Consider the following 14,978-nt stretch of genomic DNA (forward strand, 5'->3'; position numbering starts at 1 on the left):
TTATGCCTTTTGTTTCATCGCGCGGTGACAGCGCCACATTAAGTAATTCGAAAAAATCCAAAAATGCTTAAAAGCAGGGTTTCGGGTTTGTTTATGGTGATAACGGTAATAGATTTGCTGCACAATACCCGCTAAGCGGAATAAACCGAAGACTTCATAAAATCGAAAATCATCAATGGTGATATTCATTTTATCGCAATAATATTCAACCACTTGCTTACGGGTTAACATGCCTTCTAGGTGCGTGGGTTGGCGACGGGTCATTTGCGCAATAAAATCATCATCAGCTTCAACCCAGTAGGCAAGGGTGTTACCTAAATCCATTAATGGATTACCCAAGGTCGCAAGCTCCCAGTCAAGTACACCATTCACTGTACTAATGTCATCAGGGGCGAGTACCACGTTATCAAATCGAAAGTCATTGTGAGTTAAGCAAATAGTTTCTTGTTCGGGTTTATGCTGTTGTAACCACTTCATCACACCTTGGCCAGAAGGGACATTCCAGGTTTTAGCTTGGGTATATCGTTGGCGCCAACCTTCGATTTGGCGCTGGGTATAACCTTCACCTTTACCGATGTGATTGAGATTGGCGGTATCGACGTCTACTTTGTGCAATTCAATCAAACAATCAATGACGTTGGTACACAGTGTTTGAGCTTGTAGTTTATCAACACTTAGGCCTTTGGGCAGATTTTGTCTTGGAATGATGCCATCGAGTTTTTCCATCACATAAAACTCAGTGCCTAACACCGTCTCGTCTTCGCAATGAGCGAGCATAGCGGGTACATAAGGGTAAACGGGTTTTAGCGCTTGCTGTAAACGGTACTCACGCCCCATGTCGTGAGCGCCTTTGGCTTTGGTGCCATTTGGCGCGCGGCGTAAAATGAGTTCACAATTGTCGTAAGTGAGGCAATAAGTCCAGTTTGAAGCGCCGCCAGTGTATTGAGTAATGCTCAATTGGCCTTCTAGGCCACCAATATGTTGCTTTAACCATGGGTCGATTATGTTTGGATCAAGCTCTTCACCAGAGCGTACAGACTTAGCTTTATCTAAATATTGTTGGTTCATTAACCTTGCTCCTCCCTTAGCAATTGGCGTAACCGCATTGTTTGCTTTAGGACGATAGTAAAGTACCAACGCAGTGGTAACAATCGCTTGAGTTGGTATAAACGCTTGCCTTGTTGATGGGTTAGCAGCAAAAATTGTTTATTGGCCTCACCTTGATAAGCAATATTAGCCACTTGGGTCGCATCTATTGGCGACTTTTCAAACAATTTTCCTAAAAGTTTTTCCATTGCCGGTAATTGAGTGCGTAAACTACTCCCGAGGTTGGTTTTAAAAAAGCCGGGGCACAATACACTCACATTAATATTGTCGTCAGCAAGTTCGAGTCTGAGCGTTTCAGATAACGACACCACTGCGGCTTTAGATGCGTTATAACTGGCCATAAACGGAATAGGGGTTAAGCCCGCTTGTGATGCCACGTTAACAATGCTGCCAACCCCTTGTTGTTGAAAAATAGGCACAAATTGTTGGCACATATTAACGATACCAAACAGATTGATTTCCATTACCCAGCGCCATTGCGAAATAGGCTCGACTGCCATTTTATCTGCAGATGCCACGCCGGCATTATTAATTAATAAATCAATTTGCGGCCAACGTGATTGAAGGCCATGCGTCAATGCATTGATACTGGTGGGGTCGGTGATATCGCAAGCGATAAAAAATGCCTTACCGCCTTGGGCAATAATTTGCTCGCACACTTGCTCACCCGCTTGCTGATTAATATCGGTAACACACACCTCAGCATTCATTGCTGCCCATTTGAAAGCCAATGCTTTACCTAGGCCTGAAGCGGCACCGGTAATCACAACATGTTGTTTCGATTTCATTGGTTGTACCTTATTTGTATTTAGCCAACTCAAGACGTGAGACCATCGCCATGTGCACTTCATCTGGGCCATCAGCTAAGCGTAAGCTACGTGCCATTGTGGCAAAACCAGCTAACGGCGTATCATGATTCATGCCTGCACCGCCATACAGTTGAATCGCCATATCAACGACTTGAGTTAACATGTTAGGCACTGCAACCTTAATAGCAGAAATATCAGTCATAGCATGCTTAACACCAAGGTTATCGATTTTCCATGCGGCATTGAGGGTTAACAATCTTGCTTGTTCGATAGCTATTCTCGCTTGTGCTATACGCTCAAGGTTACCTCCGAGTTTGATGATGGGCTGACCAAATGCAATGCGTGATTGGCCACGCTCAATGGCCAACGACAACGCCCGTTCTGCTGCGCCGATGGCTCGCATACAATGGTGAATACGGCCAGGCCCTAAACGGCCTTGGGCAATTTCAAACCCTTTGCCGAGCCCCATAATGACATTCTCCTTAGGCACTCGTACATTAACGAGCTCCATTTCACCATGGCCATAAGGTGCATCAAAGTCACCATAAGCGGTTAGCATGCGGGTGATATTGACACCAGGTGTATCAAGCGGCACTAATACCATGCTGTGACGTTGATGTTTTGCTGCATCAAGGTGAGACAACCCCATAAATATCATGACCTGACAGTTTGGATGGCCTAAACCCGTTGACCACCATTTACGGCCATTAACGATAACATCATCTCCGTCTTCAATAATGGTGGCTTGCATATTAGTGGCATCTGATGAAGCGACATCAGGCTCTGTCATGGCAAATACTGAGCGAATATCACCAGACAGAAGTGGGGTTAACCATTGTGTTTTTTGTTGCTCGTTCCCAAAATGATAAAGCACTTCCATGTTGCCGGTATCGGGTGCGTTACAGTTAAATATTTCTGGGGCTAAAATTGATCGCCCCATTTCTTCTGCTAAACAGGCGTACTCAACACACGTTAATCCTTGTGCTAACTGGGTATCTGGCAAAAATAAATTCCATAATCCGTTTGCTTTCGCTTTTGATTTAAGGGTTTCTATTTGGGGAGGTAATTGCCATTGAGTCCAATCACTGCTGTGATTAAGCCGTCTATTATCCGCGAGAATACCTGCTTCGATAGGCAGAATGTGTTGGTCAATAAACGATTTTACTTTGGTTAAATAGAGTTGTGATTTTTCTGCAGTGTAAATATTCATTCAATCGCCCTATGTGATATTAGGTACAAAACGCTAAATAACGTGAACTAAGTCTGTTTATGTTGCCAGCATAACGTAGTAATCTAAGTGAACGAAATGAAATAACTTTTCAGCAATTGATGAATATGGTTCATAGTTGCTTTGAGCACAGTTAAGCTAAACAATGAGAAAAGCATGGCCGATACCAAAGCAATTCAGCAACTTGATCTAAATTTATTAAAAATTTTTGAAGCCTTGTATTTTGAACAAAATATGACGTTAGCTGCAAAATCATTGTTTATTACCCCTTCTGCTGTCAGCCATGCCATTAAGCGGCTTCGTTTAGTGTTAAACGATCCATTATTTGTCCGTCAAGGTCAGCAAATGCAGGCCACGGCAGCGTGCCAACGTATGGCGCCTCAACTGATTAATGCACTCAATCAGATTAGGCAAATATTGCAACAGTGTGGGGAGTTTGATCCATTAACCACTGAGCAAACTTTCAACATTGCTATTCACGAAGCATTAGAAAGCCAACTGATGCCTGCATTGATTACTCACGTAGCAAAATTGATCCCACATGCTAAAATTTGCAGTATGGCTTTATCTCGTGAACAGATATCGCGTCAACTTTCTAATGGAGAGGTTGATTTAGCTATCGATGTGGCAAGGGCTGTTAATGCTCCGTTAATGCATAGTCCACTGTTATCGGATCCCTTTTGTGTGTTGATTGATGCAAGCCTGCAGCCTGAACTCGTCAGTAACTTGAACCGACAGGCTTATTTATTGGCGGAACATGTTGCGGTTTCTAGTCGCCCCATCGGTCGGGTTATGGAAGATTTATTATTGCAACAACAGGGCGTCAATCGCTTAATAAAATACCGATGCCAAAGTTATCAAACTGCAGCAAAGATGGTGTTAGGCTCTCGGTTGATTCTGACTTTACCGCGGTCAATAGCTGAACAGTTTACCGATGCTAATTTATTGATTTGTGCCATGCCATTTAACTTAACTGACATTGATACGCACCTCTATTGGCATAGTAATACTGAAACCGATCAGGCTTTAAGCTGGCTAAGAAAGCAAGTTGTTCGTGTTGTGCAAATTAATCAAACTACTATGGCAGATTGATGTCTGTTATACAGAGCGACAGTATGCGATGTATTGGCATATAGAGGTGAATTTGAATATCAAGCCGTTATTAGCACAGACACCATTTACTCAATTGCGTTTTAGGCACTATCAAATTCATCATTTGTTACTGCCTTATGCGCTGTATACCCTGTGTGTTATTCCCATTTATTTGTTTTTCATTGTGTCCGATATTCACCATATTCACGTAGATTTATGGTTGGTTATCACAGTCAAAATACTATTGTCACTCAGTTGTGTGTTGATATTGCTAATATTACGTAAACGCGCGCCACAATATTTAGAGCTCGGTGAATTTATATTGGTGTTTAGTGTTTTTGCATCACTTACTTATGTTGCCCAGTTGGCAATGATTTTTGGTGATGAGCATTATCAATCAGCTGGTTTGCTTGCGCTCGTGTATGTTGGCTCATTGTCGCGTATGGACTTTACTAAATCATTTACCTTGTTAACCTTAATGTTATTGACTCACCTTGTATTGATTTCATCTGTAAAGCTTAACCAAGATTTTGCCAATGCAATTGATAATTTAACCTTATTTATAGCGGTATATTTTGTGGCTGTTGTGGGGTGTTTACGGCGCTGGTCTGAGTCGAAAAAAAGCTTTTTAAAATTTACCCAAATTCGTAACCAACAGTTAGCGTTACGCAAAAATCAACAAATTTTATCTCAACAAAATCAAACCGACCCGCTAACGGGTCTTAAAAATCGCTTATTTTTATCTGCAAATCTAGCGCGGATATCTTCATCAGCAGATACCTTAACGGTATTAATGATCGACATTGATAACTTTAAGCTGATTAATGATACTTATGGGCATCCATTTGGTGATGAAGTGATTTTAAGAGTGGCAGAGGTGATTAGCCAATATTGTCATGGTCGTAATAAAATTGGTGTGCGTTACGGTGGTGAAGAATTTTTGTGTTTAATGATTGATGAAACTGCAGAACACATAGCGACATTAGCTGAAAGGATTTGTAATGCCATCGCTCAATTAACTTGGCCCATTAAACAGCTCAACGTCACGGTATCAATTGGTGTCTCACCAAATACATTACATAATTCGGATGATTTTAAATTAATTGAACAAGCTGATGAGGCGTTATATCAAGCAAAGAAAGAGGGTAAAAATCGAGTGATAGTATACTCTCATCAACAGTTGTAGGGGGATCCTTTCCCTATAACAGTGATGCAAGTGTTGACGCTGAAGATGGTGTAGTATCGCTTATTGATGAATAAGCAGCAATATGAATGACATAATTAAAGAAGCTAACAATACGATTATAAATAAATACTCAATTAAAGTTTATTTACGTAGCTGTACCATAATATTAATAACATCTTGGTAAGAGATATTATATTGACGAGCTAAATTAATAATTTTAGTTTTGTAAGTTTGAATATGCTCTTGTTTCAGAAGGTCGAGTTGCTTTTCTTCTACTATGCTATTAATCGAGTCTTGTAAGATTTGTAAGCGACGTAAACTGAAATCTAACGACGTAATATAAGCGGTCATTTGTTGCTTATTACGGGCATTTTCAAGGTTGGTTGTAGTGCGCTGTTCAAAGTCTAACTCATCAAACGCATTCATCATTTGTTGTAAATTTAAATCGTTGCTCATAAATGTGGTGTTCTAGATTATTTTCTAAAATTATATTCAAAATTAAAGGTTAAGTCACTATTTAACGTGTTGATGATGATTAATGTAAATAAATTGATCTACTGGGTTGTTGAAAATCGTAATAGATGATCTATCGTTAACAAAACTTGTTGAATTGCTTGATTATTAGTAATCTAAGATTTTAGTTCCCAAGGAGGGTTTATGTTAGATTTATTACCAGACTTATTTGACCATTATCCCGAAAGGTTGACTTTGTTGACTAACTCATGGCGTAGCTTCGGTGCAAAGTCGATATTTTTTGGCGAGGTCGTCACCGTAAAATGTTTTGAAGATAATTCAATGGTGAAATCTGAGTTAGCTAAACCGGGACAAGGTAAAGTATTAGTTGTCGACGGTGGAGGTTCAAGTCGGCGCGCCTTATTGGGTGATATGATTGCACTCAATGCTTATGAAAACGGTTGGGAAGGTATCATTATTAATGGTTGTGTTCGCGATGTGGGAACCATTAGTGAAATACAAATCGGTGTGCAGGCTTTAGGAAGTAACCCGATAAAAACAGATAAAAAAGACGTAGGTGAAGTCAACATAGATATCGACATTGCAGGGGTTAAGATTACTCCAGGTATGATGATTTATGCTGATTTAAATGGGATTGCCGTAAGTCAACACCCCTTAGACCTGTCGATTTTACAATAGAAAAAATACAGACAAGGAAGCAACAATGAAAGCAGTAAAGTGGTTTTTAGCAATTGTGCTCATCCTCATAGTAGGCATCACTGTCTATTTAACGATGTTTTTTGATTTAAATAATTTTAAACCGCAAATTGTCGATGCCGTCAAAAAGCAAACTGGGCGTGATTTACTCATTAAAGATGATTTAAGCTGGAGTATTTTCCCTTCTATCGGCATCAAGTTAGGTGGGATTTCGCTATCTAACCCTGAAAATTTTTCGCCAGCATCAATGTTAGATGTCAAGGAGGCTGTGGCTAATGTCGCGTTAATGCCGCTGTTTAGCCAACAGATTGAAGTCGACTTATTAAAGCTTGATGGGTTAACGCTTAATATCGTCACTCAAAAAGATGGTAAAACCAGTTTTGATGGCTTAAGCGGTGAGGGCGGTTCTGAGCCTGTTAGCGATAAAGCAACCTCAACCAATAGTGGCAATAGCCAGGTGTCACTGCAAACGTTGAATATTGGCGGGGTAGAATTAACCAATACCAATATTAATTTAATCGATATGGCTACTGACACTAAACAAGCGTTTAGCTTAAAAAGCTTTACTTTAGGTCAATTTAGCTTAGGTCAATCTGCTGATTTTGCTTATGAGTTTGCTGCGACATTACCCGATATGCAATTGGCTTCATCGGGGCAGGGTAAAGTACACGTTGACCAAGCGCTAAAAAATATCACCATCAGTGATTTTACCATGAGCCACAATGCTCAAGGTGACAGTTTGCCTAAAAAGTCAATTACGGTTGGCATGACCACACAGTTGCAAATGGCTTTGGACGCGCAAACCATGAAACTTCAACTGACAACGTTGTCTGCAATGGACATAGAGGCTAAGGGCAAAGTGGATATCAATTACGGTAATTCGGTGCCTAAAATAGCCATGATCCTAGATGTGGGTGACATTGATGTGGATGCGTTGTTACCTCAAGAGAGCGCAACAGAAGAGTCAGTAACAGAAGACGCGACCGAGTCTACATCAACAAGCAGTGAACCCGATTTATCAGCATTTAAAACAGTTGATTTAACAGTTAAGCTGAGCGCTAAGTCAATTAAAGTCAGTAATATGCTCACTCAAAATTGGCAAATGGACATGGCGATAAAAAATGGCATATTAACGTTATCGTCGTTAACTGCAGACTTATATGAAGGTAAATTAGCGCTTAGTGCCAAACTTGATGGGCGCAAAGCCGTACCCACTTACCAGTTTGATAAAACACTAACTGGTGTGAATATTCGTCCATTATTAACTGATGCTGCCGAGGTTGATTTACTCTCAGGTAAAGCCAGTTTTCAAGTTAAGGGCAGTGGCTCAAGTTTACTTCCTGAGAAACTGAAAAAGAATCTTGATGCTGTTGGTGAGTTTGAAGTGGCTGATGGTTCATTATACGGAGTGAATATTCCGCAAATGATCCGCAGTGCACAGCAAAAATTAAAAGGTGACTTATCCTCTGGTGCTAAAGAAGAGTTGAAAACCGACTTTACCAGTTTAACGGGCAGCTTTACGGTGAAAGATGCTGTGGTGACCAATCCTGATCTTGCAATGGCTTCACCTTTATTGCGTATTAAAGGTGAAGGCACAGCTAACATTGCTTCAGAAGCGTTAGATTACAACTTAACGACCAGTGTTGTCGGGTCGCTTTCAGGTCAAGGCGATGCTACTGATGAGTCGTTAAAAGGTATTGATGTGCCGTTAACCATTAAAGGCACATTCCAAGAGCCTAAATTTGGTATCGACACCAAAGCACTACTTGAAGGTCAATTTAAAGATGAAGCCGATAAAGCCAAAGAAAAGCTTAAAGAGGGCTTATTTAAAAAGTTAGGTATTTAATCAATAAAGTGTAATACAAACAAAAACGGACAAGCATGGCTTGTCCGTTTTTATATGAGCTAAATGGTTAAGTTAACTGTTGGTTACGATTAACTTTAATATTTGCCCTGGTTGAATTAGCTTACTGTTTTGTAAACTGTTCCACTCAATTAACTCTGCAACGGTAACGTTATACTTGCTGGCAATGCGTGCTAATGAGTCGCCAGATTGCACACGATAGTTAACCGTTTTCTCTTTACCGCTGTTACTCACTGTGACTTCATTAGGGTAAATCACGAGGTTTTTGCCAACAGAGAGTGTTGATTGCTTTTTGAGGTTATTCCATTTCATTAATTGCGCTACAGTGACCTGTTGTGATTGCGCAATCTTCCATAAAGAATCACCGGATTTAACTGTGTATGTTTGCTTGTTAGGGCTAGATTTAACCACCGCTTTACGTGCAAGGACTTGGTCGGCTGTCATGGTCGCTAAATCTGGATCTTTCGCTGCAACCGGAATAATTAAAAATTTTCCCGCAATAATATTATTGCCTTTGATCCCGTTACTGCTTCGAATTAACGTGGCAGTGGTTTCAAATTGGTCTGCAATTTCACTGATGCTGTCACCGGGCTTAATTTTATAGCGCACCCAGTTTATACGAGAGTTAGGTTCAATAGCGGCTAATGCACGTTTAAAACTTGCTGCTTTATCGCTAGGCACCACTAATTGATGTGGCCCTTGCGGAGCCGTTGCCCAACGTTTTAAACCTGGATTAATCGCTTTTAATTCATCAATATTAACTTGTGCTAAGTCTGCCGCCAATGTGATATCTAATTGGCTTTCAATATTCACGACTTCAATTTTTGCCGTGTTATCGATTGGCGTTAATGTAATGCCATATTGATCTGCATGTTTTATCACATCAGCTAAGGCTAGTAATTGTGGTACATAATGAGCGGTTTCTCTTGGCAATTTTAATGACCAAAAGTCAGTGGGTTTACCTTTAGCCTGGTTATTTTTAATGGCATTTAACAGGCGACCTTCACCTGAATTGTATGCAGCAATGGTATAATTCCAGTTTTGGTCCATTTTAGGGTACAAATACTCGAGTAAATCTAAGGCTGCTTTTGTTGATGAGGCAACGTCTTGACGACCATCAAACCACCAGTTGGTTTTTACTCCAAACGATAATGCTGTTGGCGGCGTTAATTGCCATAAACCGGAAGCATGGCTTCTCGAGTAAGCGAGGGGATCAAAACCACTTTCTACAATAGGTAATAATGCCAATTCTACTGGCATGTTGCGTTGCTCAAGCTGCTCAACAATATAATATAAAAATGGTGTTGCACGCTGAGCCACGATTTCTAAATGTTTTGGGTTATCAATATACCATTGACGATATTGAGCAACTAAGGCGTTGTCGGGGATAGGGAAGGACATTTTATTGCTGATCCGCAACCACAGGTTATTGATTTCAGCGACTTGTTCTTCTATTTCTTCAATGGTAACAGTGGAAGATTTTTTCGATTTAGTATTGACCGCAACAGTTTGTTGTTCGCTATCTGTTTGCGGCGCAGTGGTTTGGAGCGTTTGGCATCCCGTCACTGCCAGAATACTGCCGGCAATAATGAATAAATTTGCTTTCATTTGAAGATACACTTCCTCAAGTTCTCTAGGGCTAAAAAAGGGTCGAACATACCAAATGCCTATGAGACTCTTTTGGTCATGCTTTAGTTCAGTTTGGCATTGTAGATTAAAATTTTTAGCTTGTCTTATTAAACTGTTTTCATGTTGATTTAAAAACTGTTTTTCCATTGCCTAAGGAGTGTAAATGTCTGAATCTCATCAATATTCTCTATATTGAATTGTGTCGAAATTGCGACTTGAATCGCATTTAAATGACAACGTAAGAAAGGGTTGATGGCTTTTTCTATCGAGATTGTGCTAGGTATAGAGGGGAGTTTTTTTGTGCGTAAGCGGTCCACTTTTGCTGAATATTCAATCAATTTTGGATTGTTTGCATCTACATGTAATGCAAAGTTCAAATTGGCTCGAGTGTATTCATGTGCACAATAGACTTGGGTATTGTCAGGTAAGCGGGCTAGCATCGATAATGAGTTCAGCATCTGTTCTGGGGTACCTTCAAATAAGCGTCCACACCCTCCACTAAATAATGTGTCGCCACAAAACAATTTATTATCAATATAATAAGCAATATGGCCTAATGTATGACCGGGTACAGCCATGACTTGCACCTGGCCTAATGAGGGGATAGTCATCGTGTCTTGAGAGGAAATCGATAACGGATGTGTAATTCCGTTAATGTGTTCATTACTTGGGCCATATACCGCTAAGGTGTGATTGAAGTGCTGTTGTAATTGGTCAATGCCGCCAGTGTGATCAGAATGATGATGGGTGATCAGAATGCCGATTAAATTTACATTTGTTGTGGCCAAATAATCAATCACAGTTTGAGCACAACCAGGATCGACAATATACGCATCTTGGCTTGTTGATTGATGGACTAACCACAGATAATTATCATTAAATGCTGGAATGGTATGAACGTTAAGCATAATCTGGCTCGAGTGATGATTGATAATCTGTTAGGGTAACGATAAGACCAAATGACATCAAGCAAAGTGGTTTATTTTAAACAGGTTAAGGAGTAAAACGTGGCAAGCTCGAGGTTAACACCACAGCACTGGGATGACTTACCATTTGGTGAAGTGTTACAAGCCGAAATTGAAACCACATTAGCCCCGTGGTGGCCACGCATATTTGGTTATCACTTACTGAAAGTGGGTTGTTTAAGCAGCCAAATAAATAGCTTGCAGTGTAGTATTAATCGTCATTTTTCATTATTTGATGGCGAGGGATCTAATATACAAGCTGATCCTCATTATTTGCCTTTACAACAAAATAGTATTGATGCTGTTGTCAGTTGCTTTTTGTTAGACTTTGAACAAGATCCATACCAAATATTACGCGAATTTGACCGTGTTCTCATCAACAGCGGTTATGTCTTTATTGTCGGTTTTAATCCGATAAGTCCTGCTTTTGTGGGCAAGATTTTACCTAAATACCAAGGTAAGTTACCCTGGAGTGGCCAATTTTTTATGCCTTCTAGAGTGAAAGATTGGTTGGGTCTATTAGGCTATCAGGTGCTGGCCGATGAACGCTTAATGCATCACTCTTTGTTGGGCCCAGTTAGCCGAAACAACCAAACACCGTGGTGGCAAAAAATCTTAGCCAATTGGTTGCCAAGTACCGGCAGTGTCTATGTCATTGTGGCGCGTAAAATGACGGTCCCATTAACCCCAGTAAAAGATAAAACCAAAGTGAGCGCACCCAATTGGTCTACAGCGCCAAGCGCTGGGCGTACAGGTTTGTCAAAATCCAAATAGTGCATTTGGGCTTAAAGGCTTGTATTAATGCTCATATGTTAATAAACCGATAGGGTTATTCTGACAGATAACCCACATCAGTTTGTTTAGGTTTTGCTTCTGCAGCTTGTCTCGCTAGGGTGTCACAACGTTCGTTTTCAATGTGGCCGGCATGGCCTTTTACCCAACGCCAATCAATGTTGTGCTTTTGGCTCACAGTATCTAATCGTTTCCATAAATCGACGTTTTTAACGGGCTGCTTTGTGGTGGTTAGCCAACCTTTTTTTTTCCAGCCATGGATCCAAGACGTGATCCCTTGGCGCATGTATTGACTGTCGCTGGTCAACACAATATTACATGGTTCGTAAAGTGCTTCGAGCGCTATAATGGGAGCGAGAAGCTCCATCCGATTATTTGTTGTGAGGGCAAAGCCATCGGCCAATTCATGGACTTGATTGTTGTATTTCATTACTACACCATAGCCGCCGGGCCCAGGATTTCCTAAACAAGAACCATCAGTAAAGATATACAGCTGTTTGAGTTCGGCCATCAAGTTGTTACCATAGCAAATATTCGCGCCAGTATACTCAATTTAGGCTCAGGTGAGGGCAGAAAGAGAACATTTTATGAATATAATTTCAAATGCCAGTAGACAAGTTATTCTCGATACCGAAACCACAGGTATGAATCAAGCAGGCGGCCCAGTATTTATTGGTCACCGAATTATTGAAATTGGTTGTGTTGAGGTTATTAATCGCCGTTTGACCGGTAGAACGTACCATCAATATATCAATCCAGGTCAGGCCATTGATGAAGAGGCGATTCAAGTACATGGTATTACCAATGACAGAGTGGCGAATGAACCTCGATTTCATCAGATAGCTCAAGAGTTTATCGACTTTATCGATGGTGCTGAAATTGTGGCACATAACGCGAACTTCGACGTTAGCTTTATGGACCACGAGTTTTCAAAGCTTAATCCCATCGGCCCAAAAACCAAAGATATTTGCAGTATTTTAGACAGTTTAGATATTGCGAAACGTTTGCATCCGGGACAAAAAAATAACCTTGATGCTTTATGTAAACGCTATGGTATTGATAACAGTCGCAGAACATATCACGGCGCATTACTCGATGCCGAAATTCTTGCCGATGTCTATTTAATTATGACAGGTGGACAAATTAAATTTAATTTGTCTAATGAAAAAGCCGGTCAAGAGGCTGGTGGGATAAAAAAAATAGACACTTCAGCGTTTAATCTTAAAGTCGTGGGCGCATCGGCCGATGAAATATTACTACACGAACAACGGCTTGACTTAGTTGCCAAGTCTGGAAAATGTCTCTGGAGAGGGTAATTCTACCTGTATGACTGCTAGCCGCATGCGTCGTTTGATCATTATTTTTCTAGTATTGCTAAGCCCTGTTGGGACTTGGCAACCTCCCGTTTATGCTGAATCAGTTAAAGCATCACAGGCATCAGAACTTAAAAATCGCTTTAGAATTGATCATATGGTCGACAAATTAACCTTAGTGATCCAGCGTAATTACGGCTCAGCTCCTGTCGTTGTCGTATTGCCCGATGGCAGTAAGTGGTATTCAAATCGTCATCCACAAACGGTGAAATGGGTTGATGGTCTTGCAGCCGATATGATTTATATTGAAAACCCCATGCCTGGCCCTTGGCAGCTATTAGGTGACATTACCGAAGGTTCGACGATTCAAAAAATCTCAGATCTCGATATTGAGGTTGAGCCTTTTCCACAGCCGTTATTTCAAGGAGAACGGCTCAAAGTTACCGCCAGGCTTCTGGGTGATAACCTAACCATGAGAATGCCTGGTCTTGATTTTATGGTGGAATGGACAGCGAAGTTTTCCAGTCAGCACGTTACTGGTGATGATAACTTTGCCACCGGAACCATTATTGTTGGAGCTTATAAAGACAATGGTGAGGATTTAGATGAAGTACCTGATGATGGAGTGTTTACAGGCGCGACAAATCTCGACCAACCGACAGGTCACTATTCATTAAATGTTACAGCACGTAATAACCTGTTTGAGCGTGAATATGTCATGCCGTTTGTATTATCTAAACAGCCAATCACGGCCGAAATGGTGCCTAATACCGACCCCCTAAAAGGCATTTGGCAAATTCAGTTGTCCGTAGACGACAGCCAAGTGTTGCTTGAACAAACCCACTTTTTGTTTGAGTTAGTGGGACCCGCCGGATTACAACTGCCCATCACATTGCAAGATCTCACTACTGCGGATCAAACTTTGTATTTACCTAAAGTCAGCGATTTTGGAAGTTATAGAGTGAAAGGTACTGCGGTGTCGACCACTAAAGATGGCCGAGAAATTGTCTTAAATCTACCAGAGATGTTTTTTAACTTAATTGAGCCTCCAACACCGGGGCCTACAGCTGAAGAGTTAGCGATACAAGCAGCTGAAAAAGCTAAACTAGAAGAGCAACAAGCCAAAGACGAAGCCATTTTTTGGATTATCACTGTGAATGTGACGTTATTATTGCTCGGTATTATTGGGTTTGTGGTATGGCGTAAAAGACAAACATTAGCCAAGGCGATGGCCGTAGCAGAAGAAAGATTAAAACAAAATCCACCAGATGAGCAGGTGGCAGAGACTCAAACCGAGAGCATTGATTTGGATGACATTGATTTGACTATGCCAGACGAAAAATAACCTACTTTTTAAATGTGGGTTACACGTTATATTACTGCTTGAATTTTGTACTTAAAATACATAATTGCACATTTTTTAGCTAAACGCGTTAAAACAGTTAAAAAACAGTTGACGATTAATTATCACAACTTTATTATTCATCGCACTTGAGTGGAGCGGTAGTTCAGTTGGTTAGAATACCGGCCTGTCACGCCGGGGGTCGCGGGTTCGAGTCCCGTCCGCTCCGCCAATCAAGTGACTGTTTGTACTTAATAAAATATATAACACGTTATGATGTTACTATTTTATTAAGTGTAAACAAACCGTTTTGGAGCGGTAGTTCAGTTGGTTAGAATACCGGCCTGTCACGCCGGGGGTCGCGGGTTCGAGTCCCGTCCGCTCCGCCAAATAAACAAGCCCTTACAGCAATGTAAGGGCTTTTTTATTGGTCTTTTATTTAACATCTTCATCCTCAAGCATCAAGCATCAAGCATCAAGC

Annotated in this window: 14 protein-coding genes and 2 tRNA genes; 9 read left to right on the forward strand and 7 right to left on the reverse strand. The window is 40.9% G+C overall.

Annotated elements, in window-relative coordinates; genetic code table 11:
* Genes PQR79_RS02420 through PQR79_RS02430 form a run of 3 tightly spaced genes read right to left on the reverse strand, consistent with a single transcriptional unit; the run spans position 1 to position 3,126 of the window.
* Positions 1-1,068, reverse strand: a complete 1,068-nt coding sequence (locus tag PQR79_RS02420; protein WP_238103565.1) for a phosphotransferase family protein — start codon at positions 1,066-1,068, stop codon at positions 1-3.
* Entirely contained in the window at positions 1,068-1,895 is an 828-nt protein-coding gene (locus tag PQR79_RS02425) for an SDR family oxidoreductase (RefSeq protein ID WP_238103566.1), read from the reverse strand. Before PQR79_RS02425 ends, PQR79_RS02420 begins: the two co-directional genes overlap by 1 nt.
* 10 nt (positions 1,896-1,905) lie before the next feature.
* Positions 1,906-3,126, reverse strand: a complete 1,221-nt coding sequence (locus PQR79_RS02430; RefSeq protein ID WP_238103567.1) for an acyl-CoA dehydrogenase family protein — start codon at positions 3,124-3,126, stop codon at positions 1,906-1,908.
* A gap of 174 nt (positions 3,127-3,300) precedes the next feature.
* Between PQR79_RS02430 and PQR79_RS02435 the strand changes: the two genes are divergently transcribed.
* Together PQR79_RS02435 and PQR79_RS02440 are read left to right on the forward strand one after the other, a co-directional pair.
* On the forward strand, positions 3,301-4,236 hold the full coding sequence (locus PQR79_RS02435) for a LysR family transcriptional regulator (protein WP_238103568.1): 936 nt from the start codon (positions 3,301-3,303) through the stop codon (positions 4,234-4,236).
* A 46-nt stretch (positions 4,237-4,282) separates the two neighbouring features.
* Entirely contained in the window at positions 4,283-5,422 is a 1,140-nt protein-coding gene (locus tag PQR79_RS02440; RefSeq protein ID WP_274408366.1) for a sensor domain-containing diguanylate cyclase, read from the forward strand.
* 141 nt (positions 5,423-5,563) lie between these two features.
* Here the strand turns inward: PQR79_RS02440 and PQR79_RS02445 are convergent, their stop codons facing one another.
* A complete protein-coding gene (locus PQR79_RS02445) occupies positions 5,564-5,878 on the reverse strand; it encodes a hypothetical protein (protein WP_238103571.1) in 315 nt (104 codons plus the stop codon).
* A gap of 201 nt (positions 5,879-6,079) precedes the next feature.
* Here PQR79_RS02445 and PQR79_RS02450 point away from each other — a divergent pair, with 201 nt between their 5' ends.
* Positions 6,080-6,574: a putative 4-hydroxy-4-methyl-2-oxoglutarate aldolase gene (locus PQR79_RS02450; RefSeq protein WP_238103573.1), complete on the forward strand. Its 495-nt coding sequence runs from the start codon at positions 6,080-6,082 to the stop codon at positions 6,572-6,574.
* Positions 6,575-6,599: 25 nt separating this feature from the next.
* On the forward strand, positions 6,600-8,438 hold the full coding sequence (locus PQR79_RS02455) for an AsmA family protein (protein WP_238103575.1): 1,839 nt from the start codon (positions 6,600-6,602) through the stop codon (positions 8,436-8,438).
* A 72-nt stretch (positions 8,439-8,510) separates the two neighbouring features.
* On the opposite strand, the gene PQR79_RS02460 is transcribed toward PQR79_RS02455, so the two are convergent.
* Positions 8,511-10,064, reverse strand: coding sequence for a lytic transglycosylase (locus tag PQR79_RS02460; protein WP_238104173.1), 1,554 nt, complete (start codon positions 10,062-10,064; stop codon positions 8,511-8,513).
* Between the two features lie 149 nt (positions 10,065-10,213).
* Positions 10,214-10,993, reverse strand: coding sequence for a hydroxyacylglutathione hydrolase (gene gloB, locus PQR79_RS02465; RefSeq protein ID WP_238103577.1), 780 nt, complete (start codon positions 10,991-10,993; stop codon positions 10,214-10,216).
* Between the two features lie 99 nt (positions 10,994-11,092).
* Between gloB and PQR79_RS02470 the strand changes: the two genes are divergently transcribed.
* Entirely contained in the window at positions 11,093-11,824 is a 732-nt protein-coding gene (locus PQR79_RS02470) for a methyltransferase domain-containing protein (RefSeq protein ID WP_238103579.1), read from the forward strand.
* 55 nt (positions 11,825-11,879) lie between these two features.
* Here the strand turns inward: PQR79_RS02470 and rnhA are convergent, their stop codons facing one another.
* A complete protein-coding gene (gene rnhA / locus PQR79_RS02475) occupies positions 11,880-12,353 on the reverse strand; it encodes a ribonuclease HI (protein ID WP_238103581.1) in 474 nt (157 codons plus the stop codon).
* A gap of 76 nt (positions 12,354-12,429) precedes the next feature.
* Between rnhA and dnaQ the strand changes: the two genes are divergently transcribed.
* From dnaQ to PQR79_RS02495, 4 genes are all read left to right on the forward strand, one after another.
* The gene (dnaQ, locus tag PQR79_RS02480; protein WP_238103583.1) at positions 12,430-13,158 is read left to right on the forward strand and encodes a DNA polymerase III subunit epsilon; all 729 of its coding nucleotides are present in this window, start codon (positions 12,430-12,432) and stop codon (positions 13,156-13,158) included.
* A gap of 25 nt (positions 13,159-13,183) precedes the next feature.
* Positions 13,184-14,500, forward strand: a complete 1,317-nt coding sequence (locus tag PQR79_RS02485; protein WP_438270803.1) for a TIGR03503 family protein — start codon at positions 13,184-13,186, stop codon at positions 14,498-14,500.
* 152 nt (positions 14,501-14,652) lie between these two features.
* Positions 14,653-14,729 (forward strand) — tRNA-Asp (locus tag PQR79_RS02490).
* A gap of 80 nt (positions 14,730-14,809) precedes the next feature.
* A tRNA-Asp gene (locus PQR79_RS02495) sits at positions 14,810-14,886 on the forward strand.
* The last annotated feature ends 92 nt before the right edge of the window (positions 14,887-14,978 follow it).

The organism is Shewanella metallivivens (assembly GCF_028750675.1).
Classification (GTDB): Bacteria; Pseudomonadota; Gammaproteobacteria; order Enterobacterales; family Shewanellaceae; genus Shewanella; species Shewanella metallivivens.

Coding starts and splice junctions, on each gene's coding strand:
- PQR79_RS02430 (WP_238103567.1), bottom strand. CDS start 3,126: ATGAATATTTACACTGCAGAAAAATCACAACTCTATTTAACCAAAGTA.
- PQR79_RS02485 (WP_438270803.1), top strand. CDS start 13,184: ATGCGTCGTTTGATCATTATTTTTCTAGTATTGCTAAGCCCTGTTGGG.
- PQR79_RS02460 (WP_238104173.1), bottom strand. CDS start 10,064: ATGAAAGCAAATTTATTCATTATTGCCGGCAGTATTCTGGCAGTGACG.
- PQR79_RS02425 (WP_238103566.1), bottom strand. CDS start 1,895: ATGAAATCGAAACAACATGTTGTGATTACCGGTGCCGCTTCAGGCCTA.
- PQR79_RS02445 (WP_238103571.1), bottom strand. CDS start 5,878: ATGAGCAACGATTTAAATTTACAACAAATGATGAATGCGTTTGATGAG.
- PQR79_RS02450 (WP_238103573.1), top strand. CDS start 6,080: ATGTTAGATTTATTACCAGACTTATTTGACCATTATCCCGAAAGGTTG.
- PQR79_RS02435 (WP_238103568.1), top strand. CDS start 3,301: ATGGCCGATACCAAAGCAATTCAGCAACTTGATCTAAATTTATTAAAA.
- rnhA (WP_238103581.1), bottom strand. CDS start 12,353: ATGGCCGAACTCAAACAGCTGTATATCTTTACTGATGGTTCTTGTTTA.
- gloB (WP_238103577.1), bottom strand. CDS start 10,993: ATGCTTAACGTTCATACCATTCCAGCATTTAATGATAATTATCTGTGG.
- PQR79_RS02420 (WP_238103565.1), bottom strand. CDS start 1,068: ATGAACCAACAATATTTAGATAAAGCTAAGTCTGTACGCTCTGGTGAA.
- PQR79_RS02455 (WP_238103575.1), top strand. CDS start 6,600: ATGAAAGCAGTAAAGTGGTTTTTAGCAATTGTGCTCATCCTCATAGTA.
- dnaQ (WP_238103583.1), top strand. CDS start 12,430: ATGAATATAATTTCAAATGCCAGTAGACAAGTTATTCTCGATACCGAA.